At 61.2% G+C, this 18,295-nt stretch carries 15 protein-coding genes and 2 pseudogenes; 14 read left to right on the top strand and 3 right to left on the bottom strand.

From position 1 onward, the window contains the following. Positions 1-13: 13 nt before the first annotated feature. From IVB32_RS05790 to IVB32_RS05760, 7 genes and pseudogenes are all read left to right on the top strand, one after another. Positions 14-868 carry a shikimate dehydrogenase gene (locus IVB32_RS05790; RefSeq protein ID WP_247299819.1) on the top strand — a complete coding sequence of 285 codons (855 nt, stop codon included), beginning with the start codon at positions 14-16 and terminating at the stop codon, positions 866-868. A gap of 51 nt (positions 869-919) precedes the next feature. Then, a complete protein-coding gene (locus IVB32_RS05785; RefSeq protein WP_007601261.1) occupies positions 920-1,588 on the top strand; it encodes an amino acid ABC transporter permease in 669 nt (222 codons plus the stop codon). Positions 1,589-1,600: 12 nt separating this feature from the next. Next, positions 1,601-2,257, top strand: a complete 657-nt coding sequence (locus IVB32_RS05780; RefSeq protein WP_018460423.1) for an amino acid ABC transporter permease — start codon at positions 1,601-1,603, stop codon at positions 2,255-2,257. 51 nt (positions 2,258-2,308) lie between these two features. Continuing rightward, the gene (locus IVB32_RS05775) at positions 2,309-3,136 is read left to right on the top strand and encodes a transporter substrate-binding domain-containing protein (protein ID WP_018460422.1); all 828 of its coding nucleotides are present in this window, start codon (positions 2,309-2,311) and stop codon (positions 3,134-3,136) included. Positions 3,137-3,198: 62 nt separating this feature from the next. Next, on the top strand, positions 3,199-3,945 hold the full coding sequence (locus IVB32_RS05770; RefSeq protein ID WP_018460421.1) for an amino acid ABC transporter ATP-binding protein: 747 nt from the start codon (positions 3,199-3,201) through the stop codon (positions 3,943-3,945). Positions 3,946-3,958: 13 nt separating this feature from the next. Further along, positions 3,959-4,405: a type II 3-dehydroquinate dehydratase gene (gene aroQ / locus IVB32_RS05765; RefSeq protein ID WP_018460420.1), complete on the top strand. Its 447-nt coding sequence runs from the start codon at positions 3,959-3,961 to the stop codon at positions 4,403-4,405. A 6-nt stretch (positions 4,406-4,411) separates the two neighbouring features. Next, positions 4,412-5,445: pseudogene (locus tag IVB32_RS05760) on the top strand (Gfo/Idh/MocA family oxidoreductase). A gap of 1,319 nt (positions 5,446-6,764) precedes the next feature. Here the strand turns inward: IVB32_RS05760 and IVB32_RS05755 are convergent. Further along, positions 6,765-7,958 (bottom strand): annotated as a pseudogene (locus IVB32_RS05755) (IS256 family transposase). Positions 7,959-8,506: 548 nt separating this feature from the next. Here IVB32_RS05755 and ltrA point away from each other — a divergent pair. The 6 genes from ltrA to IVB32_RS05725 are packed head-to-tail and all read left to right on the top strand — an operon-like array spanning position 8,507 to position 14,743. Beyond that, positions 8,507-9,916: a group II intron reverse transcriptase/maturase gene (gene ltrA, locus IVB32_RS05750; protein ID WP_346731088.1), complete on the top strand. Its 1,410-nt coding sequence runs from the start codon at positions 8,507-8,509 to the stop codon at positions 9,914-9,916. Continuing rightward, the gene (locus IVB32_RS05745; RefSeq protein WP_247409962.1) at positions 9,895-11,421 is read left to right on the top strand and encodes an ABC transporter substrate-binding protein; all 1,527 of its coding nucleotides are present in this window, start codon (positions 9,895-9,897) and stop codon (positions 11,419-11,421) included. Before ltrA ends, IVB32_RS05745 begins: the two co-directional genes overlap by 22 nt. 55 nt (positions 11,422-11,476) lie before the next feature. Continuing rightward, positions 11,477-12,376, top strand: a complete 900-nt coding sequence (locus IVB32_RS05740) for a branched-chain amino acid ABC transporter permease (protein ID WP_018460418.1) — start codon at positions 11,477-11,479, stop codon at positions 12,374-12,376. Then, positions 12,376-13,332, top strand: coding sequence for a branched-chain amino acid ABC transporter permease (locus IVB32_RS05735; protein ID WP_085359164.1), 957 nt, complete (start codon positions 12,376-12,378; stop codon positions 13,330-13,332). Before IVB32_RS05740 ends, IVB32_RS05735 begins: the two co-directional genes overlap by 1 nt. Next, the gene (locus IVB32_RS05730; RefSeq protein ID WP_018460416.1) at positions 13,332-14,075 is read left to right on the top strand and encodes an ATP-binding cassette domain-containing protein; all 744 of its coding nucleotides are present in this window, start codon (positions 13,332-13,334) and stop codon (positions 14,073-14,075) included. The genes IVB32_RS05735 and IVB32_RS05730 overlap by 1 nt, the downstream gene beginning before the upstream one ends. A 5-nt stretch (positions 14,076-14,080) precedes the next feature. After that, complete coding sequence (locus tag IVB32_RS05725; protein WP_039801403.1) at positions 14,081-14,743, top strand: ATP-binding cassette domain-containing protein; 663 nt, start codon at positions 14,081-14,083, stop codon at positions 14,741-14,743. Between the two features lie 51 nt (positions 14,744-14,794). Here IVB32_RS05725 and IVB32_RS05720 read toward each other — a convergent pair whose 3' ends face one another. Together IVB32_RS05720 and IVB32_RS05715 are read right to left on the bottom strand one after the other, a co-directional pair. Further along, the gene (locus tag IVB32_RS05720; protein WP_247409960.1) at positions 14,795-15,271 is read right to left on the bottom strand and encodes a hypothetical protein; all 477 of its coding nucleotides are present in this window, start codon (positions 15,269-15,271) and stop codon (positions 14,795-14,797) included. A gap of 1,185 nt (positions 15,272-16,456) precedes the next feature. Next, positions 16,457-17,863 carry a DHA2 family efflux MFS transporter permease subunit gene (locus IVB32_RS05715; RefSeq protein WP_018460412.1) on the bottom strand — a complete coding sequence of 469 codons (1,407 nt, stop codon included), beginning with the start codon at positions 17,861-17,863 and terminating at the stop codon, positions 16,457-16,459. Positions 17,864-18,060: 197 nt separating this feature from the next. Between IVB32_RS05715 and IVB32_RS05710 the strand changes: the two genes are divergently transcribed. Then, positions 18,061-18,295: hypothetical protein (locus IVB32_RS05710; protein WP_247409958.1), on the top strand; the 235-nt coding region annotated here is incomplete at its 3' end.

Below are 18,295 nucleotides of genomic sequence, written 5' to 3'. Positions count from 1 at the left end.
GACGACGCCGACAATGCATCGCAAACCCGGCTTTCTCGTCGGCCTGATCGGCAGCGGCATCTCGGCGTCTCGCACGCCGCCCATGCACGAAGCGGCCGCCGACGCCGCTGGCATCCGCTATCTCTACAAGAAGATCGATCTGACCGAGTTGAACCTCGGCGTCGAAGCATTGCCGGAATTGCTCACGGCCGCAAGGCGGATGGGCTTTGACGGTTTGAACGTAACCCATCCCTGCAAGCAGGCGATCCTTCCACTGCTGGACGAGCTTTCGCCCGACGCCGAGGCGCTTGGTGCGGTGAACACCGTGGTCGTCAGGAACGGCCGAATGACCGGCCACAACACCGACTGGTTCGGCTTCGCGGAGAATTTCCGCCGCAACATGCAAGGTGCACCACTTGGTCGCGTCGTGCAATTCGGCGCAGGCGGCGCCGGTGCGGCGGTTGCTTTCGCGCTGATGAAGCTTGGCGTGCAGGAACTGACCATCATAGACGTCGACCTGGCCAAGGCGCAGAGCGTGGTCGACGGCTTGTCCTCTCGATTTGTAGAAGGGCGCTTGAGGGTCGGCCAGGATGTTGCCGCCGCCGTGGCGGCCGCAGACGGAATTGTCAACGCGACGCCGATCGGCATGGACAAATATCCGGGAACGCCGCTGCCGCTGGCGATGCTGTGTTCCGGTCTCTGGGTTGCCGAGATCATCTACTTCCCGCTGGAGACCGCGCTGCTGCGCGCGGCGCGGGCCCTCGGCTGCCGCACGGTCGATGGTGGCGGAATGGCTATCTTCCAGGGCACCGAAGCGTTCCGCCTGTTCACGGGCGTCTCGCCTGATCCAGACGTCTTCTTCGCAACTTTCGCATCCCTGGGAGGGTGACACCCGGCCGATGGGCGAGCGGCACGCACAACGCCCGAGAGGAAACGCAAGATGGGCTACACGCTCGATTTCTCGGTGGTTTGGCACGCAATGCCCGCGTTGCTGTGGGGTTGCGTGGGGACGTTGGGTTTGGCGCTTGCTGGCATGACGCTCGCAATGATCATCGGCGTCGCGGGCGTCGCGGCCCGCGATGCGAAGGCGGCCTGGTTGCGCGCCATCGTGATCGGCTTCGTCGAAATCGTGCGCAACACGCCGTTCCTGGTGCAGATCTTCTTTCTGTTCTTTGCACTGCCGCTCGTCGGGGTAAAGCTCAATCCGACCGCCACGGCCATTATCGCACTCGGCGTCAACGGAGGCGCGTACGCCATCGAGATCATCCGCGGCGGCGTGCAATCGATTCACAAAGGGCAAATCGAGGCTGGCTACGCGCTCGGACTGCACAAAGGGCAGGTATTCCGTTCCATCGTACTCAAGCCCGCGCTTCGCGCGATCTATCCCTCGCTCACGGGACAGTTCATCATGCTGACGCTGACCTCGTCGATCTGTTCGGCTGTGTCGGCTTACGAATTGACGTCGGTCGCGCAGCGAATCGAAAGCGACACATTCCGCAGCTTCGAGGTCTATTTTTTCGTCACTTTCCTCTACCTCGCGATCTCCTGGCTGCTGATGGCGGGCTTCGCAATCATCTCTCACCGCTTCTTCTCATATCCGACGCGCTGAGGAGCACAGATCATGACACCGCATTTCGGCGTTCCCGAGTTCGGCTTCCTCCTGCGTGGTCTGCAATGGACGGTACTCCTGACGCTGGTTGCATTCGTCGGTGGCTGTACCGCCGGCCTGGTCGTCGCATTGTTGCGCACCTGCGGTCGCACGACCGTGGAATGGATAGTTCGGATCTATATCGGAATCTTCCAGGGGACACCGCTGCTGCTGCAACTGTTCGTGGTGTATTACGGCTTGGCGCTCCTCGGATTGAAGCTGTCAGCATTCGTTGCGGTCGCGATTGGGTTCACCGTCAACGCCTCGGCTTTTCTGGGCGAGATCTGGCGCGGCGCAATCCAGGCCGTGCCTCGCGGTCAGACCGAGGCCGCGATGGCGCTCGGTCTACACTATTCCGCGCGCATGCGCGACATCGTGCTGCCGCAAGCCATTCGCATCGCGCTGCCGGCGACCATTGGCTATCTCGTGCAGCTCATCAAGGGTACCTCGCTCGCTGCCATCGTCGGCTTCATCGAACTCGCCCGCGCCGGTCAAATCGTGTCGAACCAGACCTACCAGCCGTTGCTCGTCTTCGGTGTGGTCGGCGCGATGTATTTCATCCTCTGCTGGCCACTCTCGTGGTGGGGCAGTCGGATGGAGGCCAGGCTCGCCCTGGCCGGTCAAAGGTAGGTTCGGCGCACCTACTCAATCAAACACAGCCATCACCAGGAGGAGATACTCATGTTGTTTTCGCTCAATCGCCGCCAACTCGGCGTTACGCTGCTGACGCTGTCGGCCATCGTTGTCGCAGGCGGCTCGCAGGCGGGCACTCTGGAGGACGTGAAGAAGAAGGGCGTCGTCGTCATCGGCATTCAGGGCGATAATCCGCCCTGGGGCTATGTCGATAGCTCAGGAAAGCAGGATGGGATCGATGCCGACATGGGGCGTGCCTTCGCTGAATATCTCGGCGTGAAGGCCGAGTTCGTCCCGCTGGCGGTGGCCAATCGTATTCCGGCGCTGACCACAGGCCGCGTAGACATTCTGTTCGCGACCATGGCCATGCTGCCCGAGCGTGCGAAGGTGGTACAATATTCCAAACCCTATGTTGCCAATGAGATTACACTTGTCGCTGCCCAGGCAACGCCGATCAACAGTAACGCCGATATGGGGAAGTACGTTATCGGCGTCCCACGCTCCTCCACGCAGGACACCCAGGTAACCAATAATGCTCCTGCGGGCGCCGAAATCCGCAGGTTTGATGATGACGCGGCCACGATCCAGGCACTGCTCTCGGGTCAGGTGCAGGCGGTCGGGGCAAACAGCTTCTACCCGCAGCGTCTGAACGCTGCAAAGCCGGAACTTGGGTTCGAGCCCAAGCTTCACTTCACCGCCTTGTACAACGGGGCCTGCACGCGCCTCGGAGAGAAGGAGTGGAACGAGACGGCGAACAAATTCGTCGACCAGATCAAGTCCAATGGCAAATTGGCCGCTTTCTACGCCAAGTGGATGAAGGCGCCCGTGCCGGTCTTCCCCGACTCGGTCCCCGGCGTTCCGTTCACAGTTCAATAGTCACTGCAAGCGGCCGACGCGCTGGGCGCGTTGGCCGCCGTCCGATAACGGAGGCCGAATCCATGCAGGACCAGATCCTGATCGAAATGAAGGGCGTGCAGAAATGGTACGGCGGGTATCAGGCTCTCCGCAACGTTGACCTCACTGTGCGCAGAGGGGAAAAGATCGTGCTTTGCGGTCCGTCCGGTTCGGGCAAGTCGACGCTGATACGCTGTATCAACCGCCTGGAGGCAATCCAGCAGGGCAGTATCGTGGTGAACGGTCATCGGTTTGACGACAGCATCAAAGCCATCGATGTCGTACGCCAGGACGTCGGCATGGTCTTTCAGAGCTTCAACCTTTTTCCGCATATGACGGTCTTGCAGAACTGCATGCTCGCGCCCATTCGCGCGCGCCGCATCAGCAAGACCGAAGCGGAGGCGAGCGCGCGAAAATATCTCGAGCGGGTGCGCATTGGCGAGCAGGCCGAGAAGTATCCGGCGCAACTCTCGGGCGGTCAGCAGCAACGTGTCGCGATCGCGCGTGCTCTCTGCATGCAGCCCAAGGTCATGTTGTTTGATGAACCGACTTCGGCTCTCGATCCGGAAATGGTCAAGGAAGTGCTCGACACGATGATTGGCCTCGCCAACGACGGCATGACCATGATTTGCGTCACCCATGAAATGGGTTTTGCCCGCCAGGTTGCCGACCGTGTCATCTTCATGGCTGAAGGGCAGATCATCGAAGAAGGTGTGCCCGACGCTTTCTTCCGCAATCCGCAGCACGCTCGCACCAAGCAGTTCCTTGGCGAGATCCTCGCCCATCACTGAACGGAGTTATTCCATGAGCCGTCTTGTCTACGTCCTCAACGGGCCAAATCTCAATTTGCTTGGCAAGCGTCAGCCCCACATCTATGGCCACGAGACGCTTGCGGATGTGGAGCGAGATTGTCGGGGGCTAGCCACGGAGCTGGCTCTGGAGATGCGCTTTCACCAGTCGAACAGGGAATACGAGCTGATCGACTGGATCCACGAGGCGCGCGAGACGGCTGTCGGCATCGTCATGAATCCCGCGGCTTTCACCCATACCTCGGTCGCCATCCTAGACGCTTTGAACACGTTCGAGGGGACAGTAATCGAGGTGCACATTTCCAATGTGCACAAGCGCGAGGAATTCCGCCACCGCTCGTTCGTTTCCAAACGAGCTGATGGCGTTATTGCAGGCTTCGGCACTCAGGGTTATCTGCTCGGTTTGCGTCGGTTGGCCAAGCTGCTCGATGAGAAGGGATAGAATCGTATGAGTGCACCCGTCCGCCTGACGGTCATGGGAGCGGGTCTCATCGGCAAGCGACACATTGAACATATTCTCGCGCGGCCGGAGGCGGTCTTATCGTCAATCGTCGATCCGATGCCGGTTGCACGGGAGTTGGCGGTATCGCTCAAGGTGGACTGGTTTTCGTCCGTTCAGGACATGATCTCTGAAAACCGGCCGGAGGGGGTGGTTGTCGCCACCCCCAACCAGATGCACGTGGCCAACGGCATGGATTGTATCGCTGCGGGCATCCCGGCGCTGATCGAGAAGCCGTTAGCGGATGATATCGTGGCGGCACAGACGTTGGTCGAAGCATCCGAGCGGGCGGGCGTGCCGCTGCTAACCGGCCACCACCGTCGCCACAACCCGATGATCCAGCGCGCCAAGGCGGAGATCGACAGCGGCAGGCTCGGTCAGATCGTGTCAGTGCATGGCATGTTCTGGCTGATCAAGCCGGACGATTATTTTGAAGTGCCCTGGCGCGGCGAGAAAGGAGCGGGTCCCGCTTTCGTGAATCTCATCCACGATGTCGACCTGCTGCGGTACCTGTGCGGGGATATCGTGGCGGTACAGGCTGCCCAATCCAATCGGCTGCGTGGAAATGCGGTCGAAGAGACCGCGGTGATCATCCTGCACTTCGCGTCCGGCGCGCTGGGAACGGTCAATGTCTCCGATACTATCCAGTCGCCTTGGAGCTGGGAATTCACCACCGGAGAGAATCCGGCCTACAGCATACGCTGGAGACCTGCTACCAGATCGGCGGCACGAGGGCATCGCTGGCCATTCCGCAACTCGATCTGTGGCATCACCCGAGCAAGGCCAGCTGGTGGGCGCCGATCGAGCGCGAGCGGCTGAGGTTCGAGAAAGAAGACCCGCTTGGCCTGCAGATCGCAAATTTCTGTGGCGTTATCCGCGGCACGGCCACGCCTGTGGTGAGCGGGCGCGAAGGGCTAAAAACGCTCAGGGTGATCGACGCGGTCAAGCGCGCAGCGGAAACCGGAGATCTCGTGTCGTTTTGACTCTGGTAAGCACAGGTGTCTACGCTGAAGTATCGATATTTTATTTGGCGAACCATCAAGGTGCCGCTGATAGACAATGCTGGGAGCACTATGATCCTGCGACGAAGGCCCGTTTTCGGCCGGATAAACCCAGTGGTGCGATTGGTAAGTCATTGATTGTTCTCTACCCGTCGCTATCTCTTAATCAGCGGGTCCCAGGTTCGAGCCCTGGTGCGCCCACCAAATAAATCAAGACCTTAGCAAGAGAAACCGTTTGAGACCGACGGACTAAAACGGTTTTTCAAACGGTGTTCTTGACGGCCAGCCGGCGAGTCCACTCTCGGCATTGTGATCTACTCTGTCCGTCTCGACGGAGGCCAAGGCGACTCGAAGGCGTCCGGCAGAACCACTTCCTTGATGTTGTATGTAGATCAGAGCCGCCCGACATAGCCGGCATTTTTCCACTTCTGTTCAATTTCATCAGCGACGCATTGGGTAGCCGCGCAGCGCCTCCACCGAAATAGTGCTTGAAGTCGATGTGAACTCTTATGTTGTCTGGCCAATAAGCCGCCATGCGGTCATAGAGGAGAACCGATCCGGTCTCGAAGCGCCGATAGACCGATTTGTGCATCGGCGATTTTGATTCCGCCATTCGGAGGTTCGATCTCTCCCGCCGCAGCCAAGCAGTCACTCAATTATAGAGAGTGGGACCGTATTGGCTGAAAGTGCCGCATTTTACGGGATTTTTGTGCGGCTCTCTAAAGTCTCTGCTCCTCTGAAACCGGCAACCTTGGCGAGAAGTCGTCGAAAGTCTCCAGCCCAAACCGCAGAAATTACCTTTTTCCGTGGAGACGATTGGCAGAGACCGGTTCGATCACCACTGGACAGTGGGGGTGGCAGTGAATTTTGACGGTTTCAAACCGCTCGACGACTATTGGCTCTGCGATGGCGATAGCTATTCTGCAGAAGCGGAAAACGGAACTCGAAATTGCTAAACGGCTCTGTCGAACGATTGCTATCGCATGCGCGGCAGGGCTCACAGGGGACAGTGGTGATGCGACAGCGCGTTCGCTTTGAAAGCGAGTGCAACCACACCCTTTAAATTGATCACTTCTCTCTCCAGAGGCATACGTAGCCAAGCGCGCATTCACGCTTCGCAGTCGATAACCGCTCCGAGTGGGGGCAAGTGGGACGGTCGGTAAGGTTCATGAGCATACTGAACCAATCTCATTATATACTGTCGAGCCGCGGAAGCCCTTCCCACCAGCACCGATCGTGTCCCGTGGCGTGGTGTAGCTGGCGGCGGGTCACCGCGTTCGCCGGCTGGAGAGCCGGGCTGGTCAGCTGGCGATAGCCGTGATGCTGACGCTCGGATCATCGCTCAACGGCGCGATGGTTTCCAGTGCCATGTAGCGGGCACGCTGGACGGCCCATTCATCATTCTGTTCGAGCAGGATCGCGCCGATGAGGCGAGTGATGGCGTCATCGTTGGGGAAGATGCCGACCACCTCGGTCCGCCGTTTGATCTCGCCGTTGAGACGCTCGATCGGGTTGGTCGAGTGCAGCTTGGTCCGATGCTGTGCGGAAAGGTCATGTAGGCGAGCACATCGGTCTCGGCCTCGTCGAGGAAGCCGGCAAGTTTGGGCAGCTTGGGGCGGAGCTGGTCGGCGACCTTGCGCCACTGGGTTCGCGCGGCCTCGGCGTCGTCCTGGGCAAACGCTGTGGCGATGAAGGCGGAGACGACGCGCCGCCCGCTCTTGCCGGCATGCGCCAGCGCGTTGCGCATGAAGTGGACGCGGCAACGCTGCCAGCTGGCATCGAGCACCTTGGCCACGGTGGGCTTGATGCCTTCGTGGGCGTCGGACACGACCAGCTTGACGCCGCGCAGGCCGCGGCGGGCGAGCTGGCGCAGGAACGCCGTCCAGAACGTCTCGGCCTCGGAAGGGCCGATGCCAATGCGGAGGACCTCGCGTCGGCCGTCGCTATTGACGCCAACCGCGACAATCACCGCGACTGAGACGATGCGGCCATTCTGGCGCACCTTCACGTAGGTGGCGTCGATCCACAGATACGGCCAGTCGCCCTCGATCGGACGGGCGAGGAAGGCCTTCACCTTGTCATCGATCTCGCCGCACAGCCGGCTGACCTCGCTCTTGGAGATGCCGGTCATGCCCATGGCCTGGACGAGGTCGTCCACCGAGCGGGTCGAGACGCCCTGCACATAGGCTTCCTGCACCACGGCGGTGAGCGCCTTCTCGGCCATGCGTCGCGGCTCCAGGAAGCCCGGGAAGTAGGAGCCTCGCGCAGCTTGGGAATGTGCAGCTCAACCGCGCCGGCGCGGGTCTCCCAGATCCGGTCGCGGTAGCCGTTGCGCTGGGCCAGGCGTTCGGGGCTCTTCTCTTCGTAGGCCGCCCCGGTCTGGCCTTCCACAGCTCCATCAGGCGCTGGGCGGCAAAGCCGATCATCTCGCGCAGCAGATCGGCGTCGGGGGTCTTCTCTACGAGCGTGCGCAGGTTCATCATGTCTTCGGTCATCGGTGGTTCCTCGGTTGCGTTGGCGTGTCGCAACCCGATCCTACCGGAGAACTGCCGGTGACCACCGCAAAGCTGCCCGCCCGCTACGGCGCTATTTGAAGGCGCGCATCCGGGCGGCTTTGCTCTACCGAGCTACACCACCACCGGGGAGTACGTCATGCCAAGCTGATGAATGCTTGTGGGTGCAAGTCCCATCCGGCCAAAGCCGAAGCAGGCAGGCCGGGACCGAGTCTTGCGGGCGTCGCGGCAACGCGGGGTTCGAAGTGTAGACAGGAGCCATGTGGGGTGCGGGAATGAGCCTCGAAAGGTGGATGTTCGCGGAGGCCGAGTGTGTTCCCTAAACACGAAGGCTGCATGAGCATCGTCGTTATGCGAGACGATGCCGCTCCGTCGGGGTCGATGGCCGGATCACGCATGGAAGGTAATCATCGGAACATGAGAGGCCCGACCGGGTCCGTTGGATTGGTCTCCAACGGGGGGCAGCGGCAAGGCACTGCCAGAGCCGCGGTCCGAGCTGAGGTCGGGAGTCGGACTGGTCCATAGTACCTGTGAAGTCGTCGAAGGAAACGAGACGCATGGAGGGAAGGGGCCAGCCCGAGGGGAGCCCGCGCGAGAAGGCCAGGGTCCGGACACAGAGCCGGGTTGCCTTGCCGCCGAACCTCGAACGGGTGAACGCGGCAGCCAAGCAGGCTGCCCAAACCCGGTTCACAGCCTTGCTGCACCACATCGACGAGGACGCTCTGCTTCGGGCGTTTCGACGACAAAAGCGGCAGGCCAGCGCGGGGGTCGATGGGGTAACGGTGGCGAAGTACGAACAGAGGCTCACGGATAACCTCCGCGAGCTCTGCGGGCGGGTCCACACTGGTCGTTATCGGCCACAGCCGGTACGGCGAGTCTACATCCCCAAAGCCGATGGCGGTAAGCGGCCTCTCGGTGTGCCGGCGCTAGAGGACAAGATTGTCCAAAGCGCGGTAGCCGAGGTGCTGAGCGCCGTCTACGAGGTCGACTTCCTCGGGTTCTCCTACGGCTTTCGGCCGGGGCGGAATCCTCATATGGCGCTTGACGCCTTGCACACGGCGATCATGAGCCAGCGCGTCAACTGGGTGCTTGATGCCGACATACGCAACTTCTTCGACTCGGTCGACCACGAGTGGCTGCTGCGGATGGTGGCGCACAGGATCGCCGATCCTCGCATCTTGCGGCTCATAGAGCTGTGGCTGCGGGCCGGCGTTCTTGAGAGCGGCGAGAAGCAAGAAACGGATAGGGGTACCCCGCAGGGGGCGGGCATCAGCCCGCTCCTCGCCAACATCTTTCTGCACTACATCCTCGACCTCTGGATCCATCAATGGCGCCGTCGCCGCGCACGCGGTCGCGTTGTGGCCGTGCGCTATGCGGACGACTTCGTCATGGGCTTCGAGAACAAGGCGGAGGCGCAGGAGATGCTCTTGGCCCTCAAGGCGCGGCTGGCCAGCTTTGGCCTGATGCTTCATGAGGGCAAGACGCGGCTGATCGAGTTCGGTCGATTTGCGGCCCTCTCGCGTCAGCGGCGCGGCGAGCGGCGACCCGAGACCTTCGCCTTCCTCGGCTTCACCCACTACTGCGGGCGGACCCGGGACGGCCGGTTTATCGTGAAGCACAAGACGGAAGGGAAACGCCTGACGCGCAAGCTGACGGCGTTGCGCCAGGAAGCCTGGCGGCTCATGCACGAGTCACTGACCACCCAGCACGAGTGGTTCGTCGCAGTGCTGCGTGGACACTACGGCTACTACGGCAGGCCGCACAATTATCCAGCGCTCAACGGCTTCTATCGCGAAGTGCGTCGGACTTGGCTACGCTGTCTGAGACGGCGCAGTCAGAAAAGTCGGCGCATGGGCTGGTCGGAGTTCGAGACCCTGACGGCACGCTTCCGTCTGCCCGTTCCACGCATCACTCGCACTTGGGCGCAGGCGCGGATATGACGCGGGTTACCCTCGGGAAGAGCCGGGTGCGGGAAAGCCGCCCGCCCGGATCTGTGAGGGCGAAAGCCAAATGGCTGAGCTACTCGACCACGACCCCAGCAACTAGTAAGTGCTGGCAATATTTCAGAATTATAAGTAGCGTCGCGGCAAGAAAAATCGCGATGGCCGCCCGGTCAACGCAAGTTAAAAATGGGGAGATTCAAATGCTTTTGCTGAAAGCCGCAGTTGCAGCCGGTCTAGTCATCACAGCTTTTACGGGCGCTGCGCTTGCGCAGAGCAAGCCGCCGGAAATCAAGATCGGTATCACCACTTTCCTGTCGGGACCGGCTTCCGTATTCGGCGTACCGGCAAAGGCCGCGGCCGAGATGATTGCAGAAGACCTCAACAAGAAGGGCGGAATCGGCGGTGTACCGGTAAAACTGTCTTTCATCGATGAAGGCGCCGGCGGCGAGGCATTGGTCTCGAACTACCGGCGCATGGTGCAAGACGAAAAGGTCGACGTGACTTTCGCCTCCATCTCCTCGGGCAGCTGCAATCAGCTTGTCCCGGTCGCCGAAGACCTCAAAGTCATGAACTTTATGTGGGATTGCGGTGCGGCTTCTATTCTGGAGACGAAGAAATATCGCTACAATTTCCGCACGCAGGCTAACGGCACGCCGGAGATGCTGGCGGTGCTCGTCTATCTCCTTAAGACAAAGCCCGACTTTAAGACCATCGCGGTCGTCAATCAGGACTACGCGTGGGGCCGCGAAAGCTGGGAAATCTTCTCCACCGCATTGAAGGCGCTGAAGCCCGACGTTCAGGTGTTGGCGGAGCTTTTTCCGAAGTTCGGTGCGCCGGACTATTCCACCGAAGTTTCGCGCTTACTGGCATTGCGGCCGGATGTCGTTCTAACCACCTCCTGGGGCGGCGATCTCGACACGCTGGTCCGTCAGGCCGGTCAACGCGGCCTGCTGCAACAGTCGACCTTCGTGTTGGGCATCGGCGAATCCTCGATCCAGCGACTGGGCAAGGATCTGCCGGAAGGCCTGATCGTCGGCGCGCGTGGCGATCATTGGTTCCTGCATCCTGAAAAGAAGAACGATCCGGCCTTCAAGGCGTTTGCCGAGGCATTCAAGGCAAAGACCGGCGCCTGGCCGATTTACCCCGTCTACCACATGGCGCAGGCTTTCACGGCGCTGCAAGCTGCCTATGACAAGGCGATCAAGGCCAATGGCGGCAACTGGCCGACACGGGAGCAGGTCGTAGACGCAACCTCCGGCACCGAGTTCGCGACCGGTTTCGGCCGGCCGATCACGCTGAGGCCCGAGGACAACCAAGGTCTGGAAGCGCAGCTCGTCGGCGTCACCAAGTCTTTCCCGGGCTATGACTTCAAACTGCTCGACAACATGATGATCTTTGATCCGAAGGTGATCACCAATCCGGCGGGCGTGCGCTCGGTCGAGTGGCTGAAGACGCTCAAGCCGGAATTCGTTAAAATGGACGTTCCGACCTTCAAGCAGTAGGCCAGATCATCGTCCTCCGGGCAAAAACCGCAGGACGGCTTTCCTGAAGGTCTCCATGAATTCGACTCTCGCCATATTGGCCGTCCTTGACGGGATCAGTTACGCCGCCTTGGTGTTCCTGGTTTCCGTCGGGCTGAGCCTGATTTTCGGTGTGCTTCGCGTGGTGAATGTCGCGCACGGGTCGCTTTATGCCTTTGGCGCCTATCTCGCCGCGACGTTGAGCCTCGTGATTGCGCAGGTGTCGCCGTGGCTTACCTATCCCGCATTGCTGGTTGCCTCCATCGTCATAGGGTTTGTGTGCGGCGGTTTCATCGAGCGCTTCCTGTTGCGGCCGCTTTACGGACGAGACGACGTGTTGCAGCTCCTGATCACCTTCGCGGCCTTCATGATCATGGACAATCTGCAGCGTCTGATCTGGGGCGTGCAGCCCATCTTCGCTGCTGAGCCCTTGAAGCTGTTGCCGAACATCAGCGTATTCGGCGTGAACTATACGTCCTACCAGGTCGTCCTGCTTCCAGGCGTGGCAGTCGCGACGCTGTTCGGACTGCGTTACTTCTTGCGGAAAACTCTTGCGGGAGCCGTGATTCTAGCAGTAACCGAGGATCGGGAGGCGTCAACCGCCATCGGCATCGACGCCCAACGCGTCTACTCTATTACGTTCATCATCGGGGCGAGCCTGGCGGCGCTCGGCGGCGCGCTTGCTTCGCCGACCACGTCGCTGGTGCCCGGCATGGGCGCGGACATGATCGTGCTCTCGTTCGCGGTGGCAGCCACTGCGGGTCTGGGGCAGATCGAGGGCACCGCCCTTACGGCCCTTATGATCGGTTTGACGCGCGCCTTCGTCATCTATCTGCAGCCGGAGTTCGAAGTTCTCGTACCCTATCTGCTGATGGTACTGGTGCTTCTGGTGCGTCCGTTCGGACTGTTCGGTACGGTGCAGATGAGAAAAATCTGATGGCGGGCCGTATCAAGCCGATCACGGCAGTCGCAATCATCTTGTTTCTGGCCAGCGCGGTACTGCCGCTCTTCGTCGCGAGCTGGGCGACGTTATTCGCGCTCATCCTCGCCAAGGGCATCGTGGTGCTCGGCATCGTCCTGTTGCTGCAGGCGGGACAAGTATCGTTCGGACACGCGATGTTCTTCGCCACCGGCGCCTATACCGCGGCGTTCTGGGGCAAGTACATCGGCGGCGGCGATATCCTGATCTTTCTCGCGCTGGGAGGCATAACCTCTACCGTTTTTGGCCTGATCGTCGGCCTGTTCGTGGTTCGCTACAGGGAAATTTTCTTTGGAATGCTGAACCTGGCATTCTCCATGGTCTTGTGGTCGCTGCTCGAGAAAATGTTCCACTACACTAACGGCGCGGACGGCATCCGGGTCGCCCGTCCTGGCTTGTTTGGGTTTTCGTTCACGCCGGAGACGTTCCAATACGTTATTCTCTACGTGAGCCTTTTGGTCGCGATTGCTGCCTTCTACGGCGTGCAACGCTATCTCGACAGCCCGCTCGGTCACATGTTGCGGGCAATGAAATCTAACGAAACCAGGCTCGAATATCTTGGCATGTCGGCGCGGCGCGTGCTGCTCATCGGCTACGTGTTCTCCGCATTTCTCGGCGGCATAGGCGGCACTCTGGTATCGATCATTCAGCAGATCGCGACCCCCGAATTCGGCTTCTGGACCAAGTCCGGCGAGTTCGTGTTCATCGCGATCCTCGGTGGCAGCGCCCATGCTTTCGGTGCGTTTGCAGGCGCGGCGATGTTCGAATGCGTACGGTTCTATGCCGCGGCGCATCTGGCGGATTCTTGGCAGCTCATTCTCGGCGTCGTGCTGGTCGTCATCATTCTTTACGCGCCGAACGGCCTTATCGGCCTCCGCCAGCGCTACGGTCAATCCGGGCGGGGAGGGCATTAATGGCCAACGTCCTGCTTTCTGCCAAGAACATCAAGATCCGGTTCGGCGGCGTCATCGCCGCCGATGGCATCGACCTCGACGTCCTGGAAGGCGAAAACCTTGCCATCATCGGGCCGAACGGGGCCGGCAAGACGACGTTCCTCAACATCTCGACCGGTTATCTTCGGCCGCAAGCCGGCACCGTTACCTTTCTCGGCCACGACATCACCGCGCAGCTGCCACGTACGATCACCAGGCTCGGCATTGCCCGCGCCTTCCAGATACCACAGCTGTTCCTCGACCAGACCGTGATGGAGAACATGTTGATCGCGGCCGCCTCCCTGCGAGGCCGTCCGTCTGGTTTCCAGGCTCTTTCTCTCATGCCGGAAGTGCCGGAAATGAAGCGGCTGCTGGATCTCGTCGGTGTCAAATCGTATGCGGAACGAACGGCGCGCGAACTGCCCGAAGGGCAACGCAAGCTGGTCGATATTGCACTCGCGCTCGCGCTGAAGCCAAAGCTCCTCCTGATGGATGAGCCGACTTCGGGCGTCGCGTCATCAGAGAAACTCACCATCATGGACATTCTAACCACGGCGCTGGCAAAGGAGAAAGTCACCTCGGTCTTCGTCGAGCACGACATGGATATGGTGGAGCGCTATGCCAACCGCGTCGCCGTGTGGAATGTCGGCAAGATCCAGATGGTTGGGACGCCGGCTGAGGTTCTGGCGGACCCGAAGGTCCGGGAACAGGTGATCGGGATATGACACCGATGCTGAGTTTCGAGAATGTCAACGTCGCGATTGCTGACGCGCCTGTGTTGCGAAATGTGAGTTTCTCGCTGCTGCCGGGTGTGAGCGCAGCGCTTATCGGGCGAAACGGCGCCGGCAAGACCACGACCGTGCGCACTATCATGGGCTTCACAAAAGCGAGCGGCACCGTTCGTCTGGGCGGCGAAGATCTTGGAGCGATCGCGCCGCATCGCCGGCCGTCGCTGGGTCTTGGCTACGCGCCTGAGGACCGGCGTCTGTTTTCCGCCTTCACCGTCGAAGAAAATATTTTGCTTCCCGGTCGTGTCGCCAAGCTGAATCCGGACGAGACGCGGCGGCGGCTGGAGCGAGCGTATTCGGTGCTGCCGGAACTCAAAGAGCTTGCCAAACGTCCGGCGGGATCGGTCTCGGGCGGCCAAGGCAAGATGGTGGCGCTTGGGAGGGCGCTTATGCTTGGTACCCGGCTGCTTATCCTGGATGAGCCATTTCAGGGTCTCGCGCCTGTGTTAGCGCAGCGATATGCGGAAGCACTCCGGCGGCTTCGTTTGCAGGATAAGGACATTACGCTGCTGATCACCGAGTCGAATCCAAAGCTGCTCGAAACCTTTGCCGACGTGACGCTTACCATTGAAAGAGGTGAGATCGAGGCCCGCCAAGCTAATTGAAGACGCGGTGGAGGAGCCGCCGGCCTAAGCAGACCTCGGCGGTTTACCGATTCAGCGTCCGCTCTGCCACGTGATCGTGGCACTCTGTTTCGACCGTTCCTCGTAATCGTCGCGATTCAGATCGACCGTCGTTGGATTTCGGGCACGTCGGCTTAGTGCAGGTGTTTTAGTTTGTCCGCAGGGGCTGGCCGTCACATGGTCGCGGCCCGCTTCAGCCGCCCAGTTGAACAACCCCGAGGCGGCCTTGCGCATATGACGTGCGTTGCTGACGGAGGGCTTGCCGAACTTGCCCGCGACGATGTCATTCGAGAGTGTCGCGATGTCATGCTTCGTCACCCGGCGCTGACGCACCATGAATTCATGGAAATGGTCGAGATTATCCGCGCTCTCGGCAATTCGTATCGCCTGGCTGCACTGGAGCCAGGAAGCGGCTTTCTCTACGGACGCTTCACCTTCAATTTCTGCCGGGTCGTTGTGTCGTGTGTCGAGCGGTAGGCCGCACTTCGGTGGCGCCCGGGTGTCGAGCATCTACGGCAGCGACCGTTTGCTGTGCGTGCCCATTATGGTTCAACCCGTGCAGACCATCGTGCGAGGCCCATGAACTGCCTCACGCGAAGGATCGGATCAGATATCGCAGGTCTGGTTGGTGTGGGGAAAGACGGTAGCACCCTAGTGACTCGAACCCCCGACAGATCACCGCATAATCTAATACGCTTACCCTCGCAGGCCTCGGCTGCTCCGCCGCAAGTCCAAGATCCCACTGACGCGCCGAGCGCCGTTCTCCCTCGCCGCCGCCGCAACGAAATCGCAACGAATTGGGTGAAACGAGCGTGAACAAAAACGGGACGGAAGCACCTGCCGATGAGAGAAAGATCAACAACTTAGAAGATGTTCACTGCGTTCGGGACGCAGCGGTCGCAGGTACAGAAGGCGCCGCCGAGCAATTTACATTTCGTCTGTAACCTGTTGATTTCGATAGTGCTGTTGTGACGGCGTTTTACAGCTAAGTAGCTGAAAGTTATTGTGAAAGATGAGACTCTTAATCTGCGGGTTCCAGGTTCGAGCCCTGGTGCGCCCACCAAGCATAAGCCCTCTTCTTCAAGAACTGACGAGAAGGGTCGCTGAGAACAAAACGGGTCTCGTGCGACGTTTTGTTGTCGGCGTTTTTGCGGTCGGATTGCTGCGAGACTTTCCTTTGTTTCTGCCCCGTCGCCGCAGGGGACCGCTGCTGCAGAATCGGTTGGTATCGTCACAGGATGCTGCCCAACGGGCTAGATGACCCCGTCTTTGCGCATTCGTTCCAGCTCGGGCTCCTGGAGCCCGAGAAGATCACCGAGTATCTCTCGGTTTCGTGCCTCGATAGCTTCGCCAACCAGAGAATTTCTCCAAGGCGTCGCGGCCCCGTGCGCATTCGCTTGTTCGCCGGGGCAGGTGATCGAGGAGCGACGTCAAGGCGCTGCCGGGGGGCGTCGCCGCGGTCGATGTCGACGCGGCCGCAGGGCCAACCGGGATCGTTACCCGCGAAGAGCTCCAGCGCGAGTCCGATCGCGCAGCCGGCATCGTCCGCAAGGCCGCCGCGCCCTGACAGTGCCTTGGGCGCGGCGGCGGCGTGGTCGAAACTGCAACCGGTATTCTACCTGCTAGCCGATCATTGAAGGCCAGCACTTGGTCGCGAAGCGATCATCTCGCCTCCGGCTTTGATGGCTGTCAGTGTCACGCATCTTGCGGCGCGGCTGCTCCGGCGGTCCGCCGCCGTGCCGGCAGGAAACACCCCGCAATCGCGCCGGCCAGTGACAGCGTCGCGGCGAGGCTCATCGCCGCGGCAAATCCGCTCTCGAAATGCGCGGCCGAATCGACCCCGCCATGCGCCGAGAAGTTCGCCACCAGCGCGGCGATACCGAACATGCCGCCGAGGAAGCGGCCCATGTTGAAGATGCCGGACGCCTTGCCCATTTCGGCCACCGCGACCGAGCTCAGGATGGCGTTCTGTGCTGCCGGCATCGCCATCGAGACGCCGACGCCGGCCAGCACCAGCGGCGCGACCAGGGCGGAGTAGGTAACCGCAGAGCTCACGAGCTCCGCGATCCAGCCAAGTCCGATCGCCTGCATCAGCAATCCCGTCACCACTAGCGGCCGCTCGCCGAACCTGTTGACGACCGCGCCGGCGATCGGGGCGGTGACGAACAGCGTCGCGGTCCAGGGCAGCAGGCGAAGTCCGGCGCCGAAGGCGTCGAAGCCCAGCGCGGTCTGGAGGAACTGCGGCAGCAGGAACAAGACGCCGTACATCGCGGCGTAGAACAGCACGCTGGCGGACATGCCGGAGGCAAGCGCCCGCGATGCAAACAGCCGCATCGGCACCATTGGCGCGGTCGCGCGCAATTCCCAGAGAACGAAGCCGGCTGTGAACACCAGGCCTGCCATCAGCGCGGCCATGATTTCGGCGCTCGCCCAACCCACGGCGTTGCCGCGCAACAGACTCCACACCCACGCCAGCGCCGCAAGCGCGACAAGCGCCAGTCCGGGGATGTCCAATGCGGCGGCCGGGCCGAAGCTTTCGCGCAAGCGTGCCAGTACCAGGGCGATCGCGATCAGGCCGATCGGCAGGTTGATCCAGAACACCCAGCGCCAGCCGAAATGTTCGGTAATGAAGCCGCCGATGGCGGGACCGATGATCAGCGCGCAGCCGGTGATGCTGGCGAAAATGCCGAGCGCGCGAGCGCGCTCCTCGCGGCCGAACGTGCCGCTCAGGATCGCCATTGCCAGCGGCATCACCAGCGCGGCGCCGGCGCCCTGCAGCGCGCGGGCGGCGATCAGCGCGGTGGCATTGCCTGCGAGCGCACAGGCCGCCGATGCAACGACGAACAGGGCGAGCCCGGCCGCGAACATCCGGCGGCGACCGAAGCGGTCGCCGAGTGCGGAGCCGGTCAGGAGCAGCACGGCAAAGGTCAGATTGAAGGCGTTGACGGTCCATTGCAGCGTCTCGACCGGGCTGCCGAATTCGGCGCGGATGGTCGCGAATGCTGTCGTGATGATCATGGCATCGAGCGCCATCATGAAGGATGCCAGCGCGGTGACGCCGAGCACCCAGTTCTGCGCGGCGCGATTGATCGGGGTCTGCATCGCCCTGTCTCCGTGTGTCGCGCCAGCCTGTCGCGGCGCGTTCTGCGGGCTAGACGAGGGCTGAGCGGCAAAGGATGCGCCCAATAATAATTTGTTCCGGGCCGCATCCTTCGCCTGCCGGCAAACGTCCTAGGGGTGATGCGGCCATTTGCCCGATTTTGAGCGAACCAGGTCGCGACATCAGCAAGGAGCGCGCGATGAGAAGGACGTTGATCAGGTACAAGGCCAGGCCGGAGCTGGCCGATCGGAATGCCGAGCTGGTTTCGGCCGTATTTGCCGAATTGAAGGCGGCCGGCCCGGACGGCGTGCGCTACCTGACGCTACGGCTGGAGGACGACACCTTCATCCATCTTGTCGAGGCCGCGGCCGAAAACGGCTCGAGCCCGATTCCGAAACTCAAGGCATTTCAGACGTTCCAGGACGGCATCCGCG

The organism is Bradyrhizobium sp. 23, assembly GCF_023073295.1.
In the GTDB taxonomy this organism is placed as follows: domain Bacteria; phylum Pseudomonadota; class Alphaproteobacteria; order Rhizobiales; family Xanthobacteraceae; genus Bradyrhizobium; species Bradyrhizobium canariense_D.
Note: the sequence above shows the minus strand (reverse complement) of the source record. Positions and strands in the feature narration are given on the sequence as shown.

Coding starts and splice junctions, on each gene's coding strand:
- IVB32_RS05720 (WP_247409960.1), bottom strand. CDS start 15,271: ATGCTCGACACCCGGGCGCCACCGAAGTGCGGCCTACCGCTCGACACA.
- IVB32_RS05715 (WP_018460412.1), bottom strand. CDS start 17,863: ATGCAGACCCCGATCAATCGCGCCGCGCAGAACTGGGTGCTCGGCGTC.
- IVB32_RS05730 (WP_018460416.1), top strand. CDS start 13,332: ATGGCCAACGTCCTGCTTTCTGCCAAGAACATCAAGATCCGGTTCGGC.
- IVB32_RS05790 (WP_247299819.1), top strand. CDS start 14: ATGCATCGCAAACCCGGCTTTCTCGTCGGCCTGATCGGCAGCGGCATC.
- IVB32_RS05780 (WP_018460423.1), top strand. CDS start 1,601: ATGACACCGCATTTCGGCGTTCCCGAGTTCGGCTTCCTCCTGCGTGGT.
- IVB32_RS05725 (WP_039801403.1), top strand. CDS start 14,081: ATGCTGAGTTTCGAGAATGTCAACGTCGCGATTGCTGACGCGCCTGTG.
- aroQ (WP_018460420.1), top strand. CDS start 3,959: ATGAGCCGTCTTGTCTACGTCCTCAACGGGCCAAATCTCAATTTGCTT.
- IVB32_RS05735 (WP_085359164.1), top strand. CDS start 12,376: ATGGCGGGCCGTATCAAGCCGATCACGGCAGTCGCAATCATCTTGTTT.
- IVB32_RS05740 (WP_018460418.1), top strand. CDS start 11,477: ATGAATTCGACTCTCGCCATATTGGCCGTCCTTGACGGGATCAGTTAC.
- IVB32_RS05775 (WP_018460422.1), top strand. CDS start 2,309: ATGTTGTTTTCGCTCAATCGCCGCCAACTCGGCGTTACGCTGCTGACG.
- IVB32_RS05785 (WP_007601261.1), top strand. CDS start 920: ATGGGCTACACGCTCGATTTCTCGGTGGTTTGGCACGCAATGCCCGCG.
- IVB32_RS05770 (WP_018460421.1), top strand. CDS start 3,199: ATGCAGGACCAGATCCTGATCGAAATGAAGGGCGTGCAGAAATGGTAC.